Annotated in this window: 14 protein-coding genes; 9 read left to right on the forward strand and 5 right to left on the reverse strand. The window is 72.3% G+C overall.

Annotation, left to right across the window (positions count from 1 at the left end):
* Nucleotides 1-42: 42 nt before the first annotated feature.
* The 8 genes from ACZ59A_RS04235 (at nt 43) to nirD (ending at nt 8,657) form a co-directional block, all read left to right on the forward strand.
* Nucleotides 43-1,479, forward strand: coding sequence for an ATP-binding protein (locus ACZ59A_RS04235; RefSeq protein ID WP_470953264.1), 1,437 nt, complete (start codon nt 43-45; stop codon nt 1,477-1,479).
* On the forward strand, nt 1,479-1,922 hold the full coding sequence (locus tag ACZ59A_RS04240) for a roadblock/LC7 domain-containing protein (RefSeq protein ID WP_468054768.1): 444 nt from the start codon (nt 1,479-1,481) through the stop codon (nt 1,920-1,922). The genes ACZ59A_RS04235 and ACZ59A_RS04240 overlap by 1 nt, the downstream gene beginning before the upstream one ends.
* A complete protein-coding gene (locus ACZ59A_RS04245; RefSeq protein ID WP_468054770.1) occupies nt 1,919-2,278 on the forward strand; it encodes a DUF742 domain-containing protein in 360 nt (119 codons plus the stop codon). Before ACZ59A_RS04240 ends, ACZ59A_RS04245 begins: the two co-directional genes overlap by 4 nt.
* Nucleotides 2,279-2,414: 136 nt before the next feature.
* Nucleotides 2,415-2,963, forward strand: coding sequence for a GTP-binding protein (locus ACZ59A_RS04250; RefSeq protein WP_470954638.1), 549 nt, complete (start codon nt 2,415-2,417; stop codon nt 2,961-2,963).
* The gene (locus ACZ59A_RS04255; RefSeq protein WP_470953267.1) at nt 2,960-4,264 is read left to right on the forward strand and encodes a cytochrome P450; all 1,305 of its coding nucleotides are present in this window, start codon (nt 2,960-2,962) and stop codon (nt 4,262-4,264) included. The genes ACZ59A_RS04250 and ACZ59A_RS04255 overlap by 4 nt, the downstream gene beginning before the upstream one ends.
* On the forward strand, nt 4,261-5,553 hold the full coding sequence (locus ACZ59A_RS04260) for a cytochrome P450 family protein (protein WP_470953270.1): 1,293 nt from the start codon (nt 4,261-4,263) through the stop codon (nt 5,551-5,553). Before ACZ59A_RS04255 ends, ACZ59A_RS04260 begins: the two co-directional genes overlap by 4 nt.
* 108 nt (nt 5,554-5,661) lie before the next feature.
* Entirely contained in the window at nt 5,662-8,286 is a 2,625-nt protein-coding gene (gene nirB, locus ACZ59A_RS04265) for a nitrite reductase large subunit NirB (protein ID WP_470953272.1), read from the forward strand.
* Nucleotides 8,283-8,657, forward strand: coding sequence for a nitrite reductase small subunit NirD (gene nirD, locus ACZ59A_RS04270; RefSeq protein ID WP_470953275.1), 375 nt, complete (start codon nt 8,283-8,285; stop codon nt 8,655-8,657). The genes nirB and nirD overlap by 4 nt, the downstream gene beginning before the upstream one ends.
* Here nirD and ACZ59A_RS04275 read toward each other — a convergent pair.
* The 4 genes from ACZ59A_RS04275 to ACZ59A_RS04290 all read right to left on the reverse strand — a co-directional run bounded on the left by ACZ59A_RS04275 (nt 8,640) and on the right by ACZ59A_RS04290 (nt 12,771).
* A complete protein-coding gene (locus ACZ59A_RS04275) occupies nt 8,640-9,818 on the reverse strand; it encodes a hypothetical protein (protein WP_470953278.1) in 1,179 nt (392 codons plus the stop codon). The two genes, nirD and ACZ59A_RS04275, sit on opposite strands and share 18 nt — an antisense overlap.
* Nucleotides 9,815-10,993, reverse strand: coding sequence for a CU044_5270 family protein (locus tag ACZ59A_RS04280; RefSeq protein ID WP_470953281.1), 1,179 nt, complete (start codon nt 10,991-10,993; stop codon nt 9,815-9,817). Before ACZ59A_RS04280 ends, ACZ59A_RS04275 begins: the two co-directional genes overlap by 4 nt.
* Nucleotide 10,994: 1 nt before the next feature.
* The gene (locus ACZ59A_RS04285; protein WP_470953284.1) at nt 10,995-11,531 is read right to left on the reverse strand and encodes an RNA polymerase sigma factor; all 537 of its coding nucleotides are present in this window, start codon (nt 11,529-11,531) and stop codon (nt 10,995-10,997) included.
* Between the two features lie 142 nt (nt 11,532-11,673).
* Entirely contained in the window at nt 11,674-12,771 is a 1,098-nt protein-coding gene (locus ACZ59A_RS04290) for a glycoside hydrolase family 10 protein (RefSeq protein ID WP_470953287.1), read from the reverse strand.
* 121 nt (nt 12,772-12,892) lie between these two features.
* On the opposite strand from ACZ59A_RS04290, the gene ACZ59A_RS04295 reads away from it, so the two are divergent.
* Nucleotides 12,893-13,945 (forward strand): LacI family DNA-binding transcriptional regulator, encoded by a 1,053-nt coding sequence (locus ACZ59A_RS04295; RefSeq protein ID WP_470953289.1) that lies wholly within the window; start codon nt 12,893-12,895, stop codon nt 13,943-13,945.
* 128 nt (nt 13,946-14,073) lie between these two features.
* On the opposite strand, the gene ACZ59A_RS04300 is transcribed toward ACZ59A_RS04295, so the two are convergent.
* Entirely contained in the window at nt 14,074-14,805 is a 732-nt protein-coding gene (locus tag ACZ59A_RS04300) for an FG-GAP repeat domain-containing protein (protein ID WP_470953291.1), read from the reverse strand.
* Nucleotides 14,806-14,845 lie beyond the last annotated feature (40 nt).

Below are 14,845 nucleotides of genomic sequence, written 5' to 3' on the forward strand. Positions count from 1 at the left end.
AGTTGATGAGTAGTATCTGCCCGGTTCATGGCCGTGTCCCGGATGGAGGTGTCAAAGGTGCTGTCGGGGACGGTGGCCGTCATCGTGGCCTTGTCCATCACTGTGGTGCTGGTGTTGTTCCTGGGGCTGCTGTGGGTCTCCAGACTGCGCAGATCCCTCACCGGGGTCCGGGCGGCGGCGGAGCGGGAACGGGCCGTCGCCGATCAGGAGCGCGCCACCGCCGAGCGGGAGCGGGCGCGTGCCGCCGAGCGCGCCGAGGAGATCGCCCGGCTGGCGGTCGTACGGGCCGAGCTGGACGAGGCGGCCCGCCGGGAGCGGATGCTGCGCGACTCCGTGCAGGCGTCGTTCGAATCCGTCGCCCGGAACATGCACGCCATGTCGACCGTCCAGCAGCAGGTGCTCGACGGTCTGGAGCAGCATGTGGCGGACGCCCGGCTGATGGCCGAGGTGATGAAGGCCGACCACGCCGCCGCCCAGATGACCCGCAAGGCGCAGACCCTGCTGGTGATGTGCGGGATCTGGCCCGCGCGGCGGGAGACCCGGCCGGTGACGCTCTTCGACTGCGTGCGCGGCGCCCAGTCGCGGATCGTGGAGTTCGGGCGGGTGGAGGTGCACGGCGGGCAGACGCTGTACGCGGTGGCACCGGCCGTCGAGGGGCTGATGCACGCGGTGGCCGAGCTGCTGGAGAACGCGACGGTGTTCTCCCCGTCCCGCACGCAGGTGGCCGTCTCCGTCCGGGAGGTGGCGGCGGGCGCGGTCATCGAGATCGACGACGCGGGGCTCGGGATGCCGCCGGATGTCCTGGAACAGGCCACCGGGCAGCTCCGCGAGGGGCTGGATCTGGCCCAGTTGGGAGCGGTCCCACGACTGGGGCTCGCCTGTGTGGGGCGCTGGTCGCGGGAGCTGGGCTTCGGCGTCGAACTGTCGACCGCCTCGGCGTACGGCGGGACCCGGGTCGTGGTCTTCGTACCGCACCGGCTGCTGACCGAGCCGCTGGACAGCGCCCCGGAGGCGGACGCCGAGCCGGTGGTCATCGAGCCGGGGCCGGTGACCGCGGAGCCTGCCGGCGGGGACCCGGCCACGGCCGGGGGCACCCCCGCTCCGGCGGCCGGCGGCCTCCCGCAGCGCCGCAGCCGGCGGCGTACGACCCCGCGCACGGCCGCCCCGAGCAGCGCCGACGTACGTGTCGACGTAGGTGTCGACGTAGGTGTCGACGCCCCGCCCATGGAGGGTGACACCGCGGCGGACGCCGATCCGTGGACGCCCGAAGCCGCCCGGGCCTCCATCGCGAGCGTGGTGTCCGGCACCCGCCGCGGGCGGGCCGAGGCCATGGACGCGGACACCGGGGCCACGGACACCGAGGGCGGAGGCCATGGCCGGGTACGCGTTCCTCATCACGACCGGAACCGGGACCGGAACCCGGACCGGAACCCGGAAGAGCACGAGGACCGAGAAGAGGACCGAGAAGGAGGCCGCTGATGGCCGGAACCATATCCAGGCTGCCCGACGTTGGATGGATGCTGCGTCCTTTGACCCAGATTCCGGGGGTGCGGCACGCCGTCGTCGTCTCGGAGGACGGTCTGCGCATGGGGCACGGCTCCGCCGAGGGACTGACGGGAGAGGTCCCCGAACTGGGCGTAGCCGAGGCCGAATCGCTGGCCGCGGCCTGCGCGGCGCTGACGGTGACCAGCCAGTCCACGGTGTCGCTGCTGTTCGGCGAGGAGGCGGGGGTGAGACAGCTGATGATCGAGTCGGACGGCGGATTCGTGCTGTTCACCTCGGCCGGGCAGGGCGCCTCGCTGGGGGTGGCCACCGGCACGGAGGCGGATGTCGGCCTGGTGGCCCAGCAGATGCAGGTGCTGGTGGCGAGAATCGGCGCCCATCTGAACAGCCTGCCGCGGGAGCAGATCAGCACACCATGACCGAGCCCGGGGAGGAACGGACCACGGCCGCGGTGCGCCCATACGTGATCACGCGGGGGCGCGCGGGTTCCTCAACGGATGCTCTGCCGCTGGAGACGCTGGTGAAGACCTCCGAGAGCGCGCTGCCGCCGACTCTCCAGCCCGAGTACCGGCGGATCGTCCGCTGCTGTCAGGGGCTGCTGTCGGTGGCGGAGGTCGCCGCTCACCTCGGCCAGCCACCGGCCGTGGTGCAGGTGCTGCTCGCCGATCTCATCGACTGGGGGCACATCGTGGCGCGCCCGCCCATCCGGGTGGCCGAGCGCGCCGATATGGACTTGCTGAGGAAGGTGCTCGATGGGCTTGAAAGCAAGCTCTGAGATCTCGATGCCCGACACGGGCCGCACGGACGGCGCGAACGGCGTGGACGACGACATGGATGACACCCACGGCATGAACGGCACGGACACCACGGACGACCTGGACGACGCGCCGGTCATGTACGTGCAGCCCAGCGTGTCCGGCGCGGCGAAGATCCTGGTCGTCGGGCCGATGGGGGTCGGCAAGACCACGCTGATCGGCACGGTCTCGGAGATCAAGCCACTGTCCACCGAGGCGACCATGAGCCAGGCGGGGGCCCGGCTGGACATACCGGTGCGGCCGACGAAGTCCACCACCACCGTGGCGCTGGACTTCGGGCGGATCACGCTGGGCGGCGAGTTGGTCCTGTACCTCTTCGGCACCCCCGGCCAGCAGCGTTTCCTCCCCGCGTGGAAGGACCTGGCGCGGGGCGCCCTGGGCGCGCTCGCGCTGGTCGACACCCGCGATCTGGAGGCGTCCTTCGACGCCATCGGCCATCTGGAGGACCTGGACGTTCCGTTCTCGGTGGCCGTCAACTCTTTTCCGGACAGCGCGCTGCACAACGAGGACGATCTGCGGTCGGCGCTCGATCTGCTCCCGCACACCCCGCTGGTCATCTGTGACGCGCGCGAGCACCGGTCGTCCGTCAAGGCGCTGATCTCGCTGGTGAGCCATCTCATCGAGACCGTCACGGAGGCGACATGACGGCGGCGCGCGCGGCGGGTACCGCGGTGGGCCCGGCGACGCGGCGGGTGCCGCTGCACGGGACGGCGCTGGACGGGCCGCTGACCGAGCTGTACGAACGGATGCGCCGCGACCACGGCAACGTGGTGCCGGTCGAGATCGCGCCCGGGGTCGAGGCGTGGCTCGTCATCGGCCACCGTGAGCTGCTCCATCTCACCCGCGACGAGCAGTACTTCTCGCACGATCCGCGCCGCTGGACACCGCTGCGCGACGGCCGGGTACCGGCCGATTCGCCGCTGATGCCGCTGGTGGGCTGGCGGCCCGCGCTGCTGTTCGCGGACGGCACGCAGCACCGCCGGATGCGCTCGGCGGTGGCCGACGCACTGGGCCGGGTGAACGGGCACGAGCTGATCCGTACGGTGCGGGCGACCGCCGAGCGGCTGGTCGCCGGGTTCGCCGATCAGCACCGGGCCGATCTGGTGACGCAGTACGCGCGCGTCCTGCCGTTGCAGGTGGTCACCGAGCTGCTGGGGCTGGACGAGGAGAGCGGGCCGCGGCTGGTCGAGACGCTCACCACGATCGTCGCCCCCACCGTGGCCGCCACCGGCGCCAACAAGCGGATGGGCCGCATCCTGCTGGACCTGATCGCCTGGAAGAAGCAGCGGCCGGGCGCGGATCTGACGTCCTGGCTGCTGGAGCACCCGGTCGGGCTGAGCGACGAGGAGGTGCTGCACAACCTGGTGGTGATCATCGTCGCGGGAAACAACACCACCGTGAACTGGATCGCCTCCACCACGCAGATCCTGCTCACCGACCCCGCGTTCCGCTCCTCGCTGGCCCATGGCCACCTCACCGTGGACGACGCGCTCGATCTGGTGCTGTGGCGCCAGCCGCCGACCCAGAACTTCCCCGGCCGCTACGCCACCCGCGATCTGCGCCTCGGCGGCCAGGACATCCGCGCCGGGGACATGCTGATCCTCGGGCTGGCCGGGGCGAACGCCGACCCGGAGGTGCTTCCGGAGGACGGCCGGCCGGTGGTCGGCAACCGCTCGCACCTGGCGTTCGGCGCGGGCCCGCACACCTGCCCGGCGCAGGATCCGGCCCGGCTGATCACCCGTACCGCCGTGGACACGCTCCGCCACCGGCTGCCCGATCTGGAGATCGCGGTGCCGGAGGAGCAGCTTCCGTGGATCACCTCGCCCTGGTCCAAGGGGCTGGCCGGGCTGCCCGTGCGATTCTCCGCACCGCAGCTCGCCGCCGACGCCCCGGCCCCCTCCCCGGCACCTCACGCGCCCGACTCGCCTCCAGGAGACCGCAGATGACCGACGGCCGCTGCCCCGTAGCGCACGACGACCCCGTACCGCACGACGGCGTACGGCACGACGGCGTACGAAACGACGCCCCCGCGCCGCACCGGCTGGAACCCGACGACCAGCACGCGGTCAACGCCGGGTTACGGGCGCGCGGGGCCGCGGTACCGGTCCTGCTGCCCGGTGACGTACCGGCGTACGCCGTCACCCGGCACGAGGAGCTGAAGGGCTTCCTCACCCACCCCGACGTGGCCAAGAACGCCTGCCACTTCGCCGCCCTGCGCGACGGCGAGATCCCGGCCGGCTGGCCGATGCTGACGTTCGCCACCGTGCCGGGCATGACCACCGCCGACGGCGACGACCACAAGCGGCTGCGGTCCCTGGTGACCCGCGCGTTCACCCCGCGCCGGATGGAGGCGCTGCGCCCGGTCGTGCGCGACCTGACCGGCTCGCTGCTGGACCGGCTGGCCGAGGCCGCCGCCGCGGACCCGGACGGAGTGGCGGATCTGCGCCGCCACTTCGCACTGCCGCTGCCGATGAGCGTGATCTCCCGGCTGCTGGGCGTCGACGAGGCGTACCAGGACCGGCTGCACGAGCTGTCCAACGAGATCGTCTCCACCGCCACCGCCCCCGAGCGGGTCCCGCAGGCCAACCGCGAGATGGTGGCGATTCTCGGCCAGGTGGCCGCGTCCCGGCTGAAGGACCCGGGAGACGACCTGACCAGCGCGCTCATCGCGACGCGGGCGGAGGACGGGGACCGGCTCGGCGAGGAGGAGCTGATCGGCACCCTGATGCTGACGATCATCGCCGGGCACGAGACCACGCTCAACCTGATCACCAATGCCGTGCGGGCGCTGTGCAACCACCGCGACCAGCTGGAGCTGGTCCGCTCCGGGGCCGCCACCTGGGACGACGTGGTCGAGGAGACGCTGCGGTACGACAGCCCGGTGAGCTACTTCCCGTTCCGCTACCCCACCCGGGACCTCCCCGTAGGCGACTCGGTGATCCCCAAGGGCGCGCCCGTGCTCGTCTCGTACACCGCCGCCGGGCGCGACGAGCGCGAGTACGGGCCGGACGCGGACCGCTTCGTCGTGACCCGGGCGGCGCGCCATCTGTCCTTCGGCCACGGCGCGCACTTCTGCCTGGGCGCCCCGCTGGCCCGGATGGAGGCCGTGATCGCCCTCGAAGCGCTCTTCACCCGCTTCCCCGGCCTCGACCTCGCCGTCCCGGACGATCAGCTCGTGCCGCACCGGAGCTTCGTCGGCAACAGCCCGCAGAAGCTGCCGATCACCCTTCGGTAGGGCTCCTCCGGGGCTCACAGCCACCCGCGCGGCACGCTGAGGGCAGCGTTGCGTCCGGGAAACGATGGTGATGCGGTCGGGAAACAGCGCTCCCGCACGCTTCCTGGCATGACGATGAGCGCACCGAAGACCAAGACTGCCGGCCCCACGATCGTGCTCGTCGGGCACGGCATGGTCGGCCAGCGCTTCCTGGAGGCGCTGGCCGACCGGGGCGTGACGACACGCGCCCGGGTCGTGGTGCTGTGCGAGGAGCCCCGGCCCGCGTACGACCGGGTGCAGCTGACCTCGTACTTCTCCGGCCGGACCGCGGACGATCTGTCCATGGTCGAAGACGGCTTCATGGAGCGGCACGGCATCGAGCTGCACCTCGGCGACCCGGCCGAGACCATCGACCGGGCGGCGCGCACAATCACCGCGCGCTCCGGGCTCACCGTCACGTACGACACGCTCGTGCTGGCCACCGGCTCGTACCCGTTCGTACCGCCCGTGCCCGGCAAGGACAGCGAGGGCTGCTTCGTCTACCGCACGGTCGAGGACCTCCTCGCCATCGAGGAGTACGCCAAGGACCGGGCGACCGGCACCGTGGTCGGCGGCGGGCTGCTCGGGCTGGAGGCGGCGGGCGCCCTGAAGGGGCTCGGGCTGACCACGCACATCGTGGAGTTCAACGCGCGGCTGATGGCGCTCCAGGTGGACGAGGGCGGCGGCAGCGCGCTGCGCCGCACCGTCGAGGACATGGGGCTGATCGTGCACACCGGCGTCGGCGGCAAGGAGATCACCGCCGATTCCAACGGCGCGGTGACCGCCATGGCGCTCTCGGACGGCTCGTCCATCGACACCGACCTGGTGATCTTCTCGGCCGGGGTGCGCCCCCGTGACCAGCTGGCCCGGGACTGCGGCCTCACCGTCGGCGAGCGCGGCGGCATCGCGGTCGACGAGCAGTGTCGCACCAGCGACCCGGCGGTGTACGCGATCGGCGAATGCGCGCTGGCCGCCGACGGGAAGGTGTACGGGCTGGTCGCGCCCGGGTACGAGATGGCGCAGACCGTCGCCGACGGCCTCGCCGCGCTCGACCGCGAGGGCTTCACCGGCGCCGACACCTCCACCAAGCTCAAGCTGCTCGGCGTGGACGTGGCGTCCTTCGGCGACGCCCACGGCACCGCCGACGGCTGTCTCGACGTCGTCTACTCCGACTCCCGCGCGGGCGTCTACAAGAAGCTGGTGGTCGGCGCCGGGGGCGAACTGCTCGGCGGGGTGCTGGTCGGCGACGCCGACTCGTACGGCATGCTGCGGCCGCTGACCGGTTCGGTGCCGCCCGTCGCGCCCGAGCAGCTGGTGCTGCCCGCGGGGCTCGGCGCACCCGCCGCGCTCGGGCCGTCCGCGCTGCCCGACGAGGCGGTCATCTGCAGCTGCCACAACGTCACCAAGGGCTCGATCCGTTCGGCGGTCACCGAGCACGAGTGCGCCACCGTGCCCGAGGTGAAGAAGTGCACCAAGGCGGGCACCGGCTGCGGCAGCTGCGTCAAGACGCTCACCACGCTCGTCAACGACGAGCTGGAGGCGAGCGGGATCAGCGTCGACAAGGGGCTGTGCGGCTGCTTCGGATACACCCGCGCCGAGCTGTACGAGATCGTCCGCACCCTGCGCATCACCACGTACGCGCAGCTGCTGGAGGGCCACGGCCGCGAGGAGGCGCGCGGCGGCGACGGCTGCGAGGTGTGCAAACCGGCCGTCGGCTCGATCATCGCCTCGCTCGCCCCGACGCTGGGCGCCAGCGGCTATGTGCTGGACGGCGAACAGGCCGCCCTCCAGGACACCAACGACCACTTCCTGGCCAACCTCCAGCGCAACGGGTCGTACTCGATCGTGCCCCGGATCCCCGGCGGCGAGATCACCCCCGAGAAGCTGATCGTGATCGGCGAGGTCGCCCGCGACTTCGGCCTCTACACGAAGATCACCGGCGGTCAGCGGATCGACCTGTTCGGCGCCCGGGTGGACCAGCTCCCGGTGATCTGGGCCAAGCTGGTGGACGCCGGGTTCGAATCGGGGCACGCGTACGGCAAGGCGCTGCGCACCGTGAAGTCCTGCGTGGGCCAGACCTGGTGCCGCTACGGCGTCCAGGACTCGGTGCGCATGGCCATCGACCTGGAGCTGCGCTACCGCGGCCTGCGCTCCCCGCACAAGCTGAAGTCGGCCGTCTCCGGCTGCGCCCGCGAATGCGCGGAGGCGCGCGGCAAGGACTTCGGCATCATCGCCACGGTGGGCGGCTGGAACCTGTACGTCGGCGGCAACGGCGGCGCCGAGCCGCGCCACGCCGATCTGCTCGCCCAGGACCTGAACGACGAGGAGCTGGTCCGGCTCATCGACCGCTTCCTGATGTTCTACATCCGCACCGCCGACCGGCTGGAGCGCACCTCGGCCTGGCTGGAGCGGATCGAGGGCGGTCTCGACCACGTACGGGACGTGGTGGTCCACGACTCGCTGGGGCTGTGCGCCGAGCTGGAGGCGCTGATGGCCGACCACGTGGCGGGCTACCGCGACGAATGGGCCGAGACCATCAACGACCCCGAGCGGCTGCGGCGCTTCGTCTCCTTCGTCAACGCGCCCGAATCGCCCGACCCGACGGTCGCCTTCGTCCCCGAGCGCGACCAGGTCAAGCCGGACCTGACGCTGCTGTCCGGCCCCAACATCCCCGTCCGTACCGCACGCACTCTCGAAGGGACTTCGAGCCGATGACCATGGCGCCCGAGCGGATCGACCTCCGCGTAGAACTCCTCGTCGACCAGCGGTGGTTCGCGATCTGCGACCTCACCGACCTCATCCCGGGCCGCGGAGTGGCCGCCCTGCTGCCGGACGGCACGCAGGTGGCGGTCTTCCTGGACCGCGCGGGCTGCCCGTACGCGATCGACAACCGCGACCCGTTCACCGGGGCGTACGTCCTCTCCCGCGGGCTGCTGGGCTCGGCGGACGGACGGCCGTTCGTGGCCTCGCCGCTGCTCAAGCAGCGTTTCGACCTGGAGACCGGGCGGTGCCTGGACGATGAGACGGTCACCGTCCAGACCTACGCCACGCGTACCGGTGAGGCGGCCTCAGCGCAGGTCGCGTGAGACGACGATCCCGCACTGGACGGGATCGCTCGCGCAACCGGCCATCCCCGCGGCCAGCACGCCCTTCGTCCCGGGGACGCCGGTGATGCCGACCACCGTGGACATCTCGCTGTGCCCGGTGACGTCGGCGGGCAGCTCCTCGGTCGCCCACGCCGTACCCGTCCAGCGGGACAGCACGGTGTGGGGGCTGCCCGGCCGCCACCCGGCGATCCACGGCCGCCCGGCGCCGTCCGCGCCCGCGGCGTTCGCCTCCTCGACGGGGAGCGCGGGCAGCGACTGCCAGCGGCCGCCGGTCCAGCGGACGGCCATGGTCGCCGCGGGCGCGTCCTCGTTGGTCTTGCCGACCAGGTAGACCGAGTCGCGGCCGGTGGCCACGGCGTGTGCGGCCGTCCAGCCGGTCGGGGACTCGGCGGGGGTGGGCACCTCGCGGACCGTCCAGGCGCGGCCGTCCCAGTGGTAGAGCAGCGGCTTCGCCATCCGGCCGGTGACGGCGTCGGCGGTGAGCCAGACATCGTCCGGGCCGGTGCCGGTGATGTCCGTGGGACGCACCTCCCCGCCACCGGGTGCGGCGGGAAGGGACACCCGCTGCCACCCGGAGCCGGTCCAGCGCTCCAGATAGGAGACATCGGCGCCGGTCTCCGGATTCCAGTCGAAACCGGTCAGCCACGCGGACTTCGCACCGAAGGCGGCGAGGCCGGAGACGAAGCTCAGCGAGCCCTCGGGGGCGGCGGGGTGGCCGGACTCACGCCACTTCCTCCCGTCCCAGTGCTGCAGTACGACGGAGGTGTTGTCGCCGAGGGTGCCCGCCGCCCAGGCGTCGTCCGGCGCGGAAGCGGCGACCAGTTGCAGCCACGCGGGCCTGCCTCCAGTGGCGGCCGCGGGCACGTCCTTCCACGTGGTGCCGTTCCAGTGCCTGATCAGGGGCGTGTCCCCGGCGTCGCCGTCCGTCTTCCGGCCCACCGTCCAGATGTCCTCGGCGCCGGTCGAGGCCACGTCCCAGTACTCCCGCGAGGCGGTCTCGCTCATCGGGGTCCGCAGCTTCCACGGGGTGGCGGTGGCGGCGTTCGCCTGTGTGCTCACGGTGGCGAGTACGACCGCGCCCAGCGCGATCGTCGTGCGCAGCCAACTCCGGCGCGCTCCGCGGCGGTCCTGGCCGGTCATTCGGGCCTCCTCAGCTGCCGGTCGGTCCACTCGGCCGTGACGGTGGCGTTGTAGTTGACCACCGTGCCCGCCGTCAGCCCCGCCTCGGCGGCCTTCGCGTTCGGCTTGGTCAGCGTCTGACGGTCGGCCAGCAGCGCGCCGGTCGCCGGGTCGACGATCAGCTCCGAGCGCGCCGTCCCGTAGTCGGTCCCCTCGGTCGCGGGCAGGGCGAAACCGATCCCCTTACGGCCCGTCGGGTCGGTCACCTCGCCGAGCGAGGCGATGCCGGGCAGCCCCGCGATGACGCGGTACGCGGCGGCCCGGACGGCGGGCTTGACCGGCAGCCGGATCAGCCCGGCCGCCTGCTGCCACATCCACTCGGTGCGGCCCTTGATCTCGCTCCCCCGGTCCTCCTGGTACAGGCCGGCCAGCGTCGCCTTCAGCTTGTCGCTGTCCCCGGGGAGTTTCCGCAGGTCGTCGTAGGTGACATTGCGCGCGCCCAGCGAGGCGATCCGGTCGCCCTGGTTGGTCCGGGTCACCGTCGGCCGCTTCTTCTCGGACCCGGTGTCCATCCGCAGGCCCAGCTTGCCGCCCGCCTGTGCGGCGAGCGTCACGTCCTTCGGCCGCCCGGCGGCCCGCCAGCGCGCCGCGTCGCGGTCGGTGCGGGGTACGACGCGGGCGTCGAGCCCCGAGATCCACAGGCTCTCCGTACCGGGCCGTACGCCGATGGACTGCTGGTCGCTCCCGGAGGCGACGACCGCGAAGGCCGTTCCGGCGTGGTCGACGACGCCGGTCCAGGCCGAGCGCGTGGCCGTCTGCCAGTACGTGCCCTCCTGCGCGGCGCGATCCGCCCGGGCGGCCACGTTCAGCAGCGCGAGGCGGCCGTTCTCGGGGGTGTGCCGGGGGCCGTTCGTGGCGGGCCCCGCGGTGGCCCGGGCGCCGTCGGCACCCGGGGTGCCCTGGGGCAGGGCCGCCACCACCACCCCGGCCACGGCCGCCGCCGCCACGGCGGGCAGCGTCCAGCGCCAGCTGAACGGCCGCGCGGACCGGGTCGCTTGAGGCCCCTCCTGCGCACCGGCCAGGATGGTGGCCAGGTCGTGCCGGGCGCGTGCGGAACCGGCCAGCCGCTCCGGATCCAGCTCCGGGGGCCGCGCGTCCGCCAAGGTCTTCATGACGTCGGGTCGTTTACGTGCCATGTCAGTGCTCCTTCACTGCCACCTGCGGGCGGGGGTCACGAGAGAGCCCGACCGCGTCCACGGCCCGCTCCAGCCGCCGTCTGGCCCGGTGCAGCCGCACCGAGAACGTGGCGGTGGAACAGCCGAGGACCCGCGCCGCCTGTCTCGGGCCCAGCCCGTGCCAGGCGACCAGCGTCAGCAGCTCGCGGTCGGCCTCGGACAGCCCCGCCAGCGCCTGCAGCGCCGCCGCGCGTTCGGCCACGTCGGCGGCCACATCGCCGACCTGGGCGCCCGAGGTGACCAGGCGCTGTGCCTCCTCGGCGGCCAGGGCGTACTGCCTGCCGTCGCGGCGCCGCAGCTCACGGGTCAGATTGCGGGCCACGCCGAGCAGCCACGGCAGCGGCGGCGTGGGCACGTCCCGCATCCGGCGCCAGGCGACGGTGAAGGTCTCGCTGGTGATGTCCTCACCGACCTGTCGGCCGACCAGGCCGGAGGCGTAGGCCAGCACACGGGGATGGCACTCCTCGTACAGGTCCCGGAAGCGTTGGGCGTCGGTCACGCGCCGTCTCCTCATCTTGGCTCTCTCACCTGGGAATGGCGGGGAACCGCGACTTCTTACAGCGGAGGAGAGGGAATTTCCGGGGGACGTGGTGCCGAGGTGCCTGGACGGCGGGGCGGTCACGCCGTCCAGGCGGGCTTGCCTAGGACCCGGCGAGTCCGTCACGGAAGGCGTTGTAGGCGGGCTTGGGCTGGTAGTTGGTGTCGTACAGATTGGCCGCGCCCTGGCCCGGGAAGGTGCCCGGCACCCAGGAGTCCCGGTCGCCGAAGCCCCACACCGTGATGCCGCCGCAGCGGGCGACCGCCACACAGGTCCTGGCCACCGTCTTGTAGTCGGCTGCCTGCTGCTGGAGCTTGGTGGCGTCCGCGGGGGTGGTCATCCGGATGTCCAGCTCGCTGATCACGACGTCCACGCCGAGGTCGGCGAAGCGCTGCAGGTTGGCCTTCATCGTCGACGGGACCTGGCCCACGATGAGATGGCTCTGGAAGCCGACGCCGTCGATGGGCACGCCCTGCTGTTTCAGCGTCTTGACCAGGTTGTACAGGCCGTTGCTCTTCGCGTTCGTTCCCTCGGTGTTGTAGTCGTTGATGAAGAGCTTGGCGCTCGGGTCGGCGGCGCGCGCGGCCCGGAAGGCGTCGGCTATGTACGACTGGCCGAGCTGGCTGTAGAACTTGGACGCGCGGAGACTGCCGTCCTCGTTGAACGCCTCGTTGACCACGTCCCAGCGCTGGACCTTGCCCTTGTAGCGGGCGACCTGGGTGGTGACGTGGTTGGTCATGATGGTGCGCAGCTCGGTGTTGGAGAACGAGCCGTTGGCCAGCCAGCCCGGCATCTGGCTGTGCCAGACCAGGGTGTGGCCGTACACCTTCTGGCTGTTGGCCTGGGCGAACGAGACGAGGCGGTCGGCGGCGGCCCAGTTGAACTGGCCGCGGTTCGGCTCGACCGAGCCCCACTTCATGGCGTTCTCGGCGGTGACGCTGGAGAACTCGCTCTTGGCGATGTTCGCGTAGGTGCCGTCGCCGAGACGGCCGTCGTTGACGGCGGTGCCGACGAAACGGCCGGTGCGGGCGGCGACTTCGCGCAGCGTGGGGTTGGCGGCGACTTCGCGCAGCGTGGGGTTCGCGGCGGCGGTGTCCTTCGTCGTCTCCTCGGCGTGGCCGGGCGCCGCGAGGCCGAAGGTGAGCGCCGCGGCCGAGGCGGCCAGCGCGGCGCTGCGTAAGCTCAGGAACTGGAGCTTCATGGGAGTGTCCCTCTCTTCTCTTCACGTCTGATCCGGTTTTCCGGAAGACTTCTGCAAGGTTCCGAGGGTGCGACCGGAAAGTTAGAGGCGGGCGTGATGCCCGTCAACGGAGGAGGCGGAAATGGCTACGGAGAGCGCGAGCCCCGACGGCGGTACCAGGCCGAAGGTGACGATCACCGCCATCGCCCAGGAGGCCGGGGTGTCCGTCCCCACGGTCTCGCGGGTCGTCAACGGACGGTCGGACGTCTCCCCCGAGACCCGGGCCCGGGTCGAGGACCTGCTACGCCTCCATGGCTACCGCCGCCGCCAGACCGCCCCCGGCGACCGCGCCGCCCTCCTCGACCTGGTCTTCAACGACCTCGACAGCCCCTGGGCCGTGGAGATCATCCGCGGGGTGGAGGAGATCGCGCACCAGGACGGAGTCGGTACGGTCGTCTCCGCCATCCACGGGCGGGCGGGCTCGGCCCGGCAGTGGATGAAGAACCTGCGCGCCCGCGCCTCGGACGGGGTGATCCTGGTGACGTCCGTCCTGGAGCCGGTGGTCCACGCCGAGCTGCGGCGGCTGAACGTCCCCATCGTGGTCGTCGACCCGGCGGGTTCCCCCGCCCTCGACGCCCCGGCGGCGCCCACGGTCGGCGCCACCAACTGGGCGGGCGGCCTGGCCGCCACCGAACACCTGCTGAGCCTGGGGCACCGCCAGATCGGTTTCATCGCGGGCCCGCCCCGGCTGCTGTGCAGCCGGGCGCGGCTGGACGGACACCGGGCGGCGCTGGAGGCGGCGGGTGTTCCGTTCGATCAAGCTCTCGTCGCACAGGGGGACTTCTACCACGAATCCGGTTTCCACGGCTGCGAGCAGCTCATGGCCTCCCCCACCCCGCCGACCGCCGTCTTCGCCTCCAGCGACCAGATGGCCCTGGGCGCCATCGAGGCCCTGCGGAGGCGGGGGCTGCGGGTGCCGGAGGACGTGAGCGTGATCGGCTTCGACGACCTCCCCGAGGTCCGCTGGTCGGCCCCGCCCCTGACGACGGTGCGTCAGCCCCTGGCCGACATGGGCAAACTGGCGGCCCGCACGGTGCTGCGGCAGGCCCGCGGCGAGGAGATCGACTCGCCCCGCGTGGAGCTGGCGACCCAGCTGATGGTCCGCGCCAGCACCGCCCCACCGACCGGGGGCTGACTCCCCGCACCGGCCGCAGGGCGGCGCCCAGTCGGGTGGGCACAGTCGGGCGGGCACAGTCGGGCGGGCACATGGCGGCGGGCGCCGCCGGTGGCCTGTTGGCCTGCCGACGGCGCCCGCTGGTGGTGTCAGGCGCAGGGCTTGTAGTACTGCTTCCAGCCGTCGCTGGGCATGGCGGGCGGGTCGGACAGCGCCCCGGCTTCGCCGTACTTCTCGAACGCCTCGTAGTCGAAGTCCGCCAGGCCGCCGCCCGGCTTCGACAGGCGTACGTCCCGGTCCAGCTGGCCGTCGCCCCCGTTGTTGAGGATGGCGAGGTCCGGGTACGCGTCGTCGTTGTAGTGGGCGACGCGGAGCTGCTTGGCCTCGCCGTGCTCGCCGATGTCGGAGTGCTGGGCGTCGGCGGACCGCAGGTTCGTCCGGTCGAGCGGGCCGGGGCGGTATTCCGCGACGCGGGCCGTGTTGGGGTCGTCCCCGCTGGCGGGCTCGACGATGTTGACGACCATGTCCAGCGTGCCGTCGTTGTCGAAGTCGGCGACCGCGGCGGTCGCGACCTCACCCTTCTTCGCGCCGAGCAGGTCCTTGACGGCGGTCTTCTGCCCGAACGAGCCGTCCTTGGCGCCCCACTGGATCGTCATCGCAGTGCCGGTGTGCCCGGGGTTGGCGATCTTGTCCGGGTAGGTGTCGCCGTCGAGATCACCGATCAGGGTGGTCGCGTCGGTCAGGCACGCGGCCGAGGCGTTGGCGGCGCGGTCGGCCCGGGGGGTCGGCTCGGCCGCCCCGGCCTGGTAACCGGCGACGGTCAGGGTCAGGGCGACGGCCCCGAGCGGCACGGCTATCCAACGTGAGCGCTTCTTCGGCATGGATGACTCCTTTCATTCAGGTGACGGGAAACCACCCTGC

It is taken from the genome of Streptomyces sp. NPDC040405, assembly GCF_055595765.1.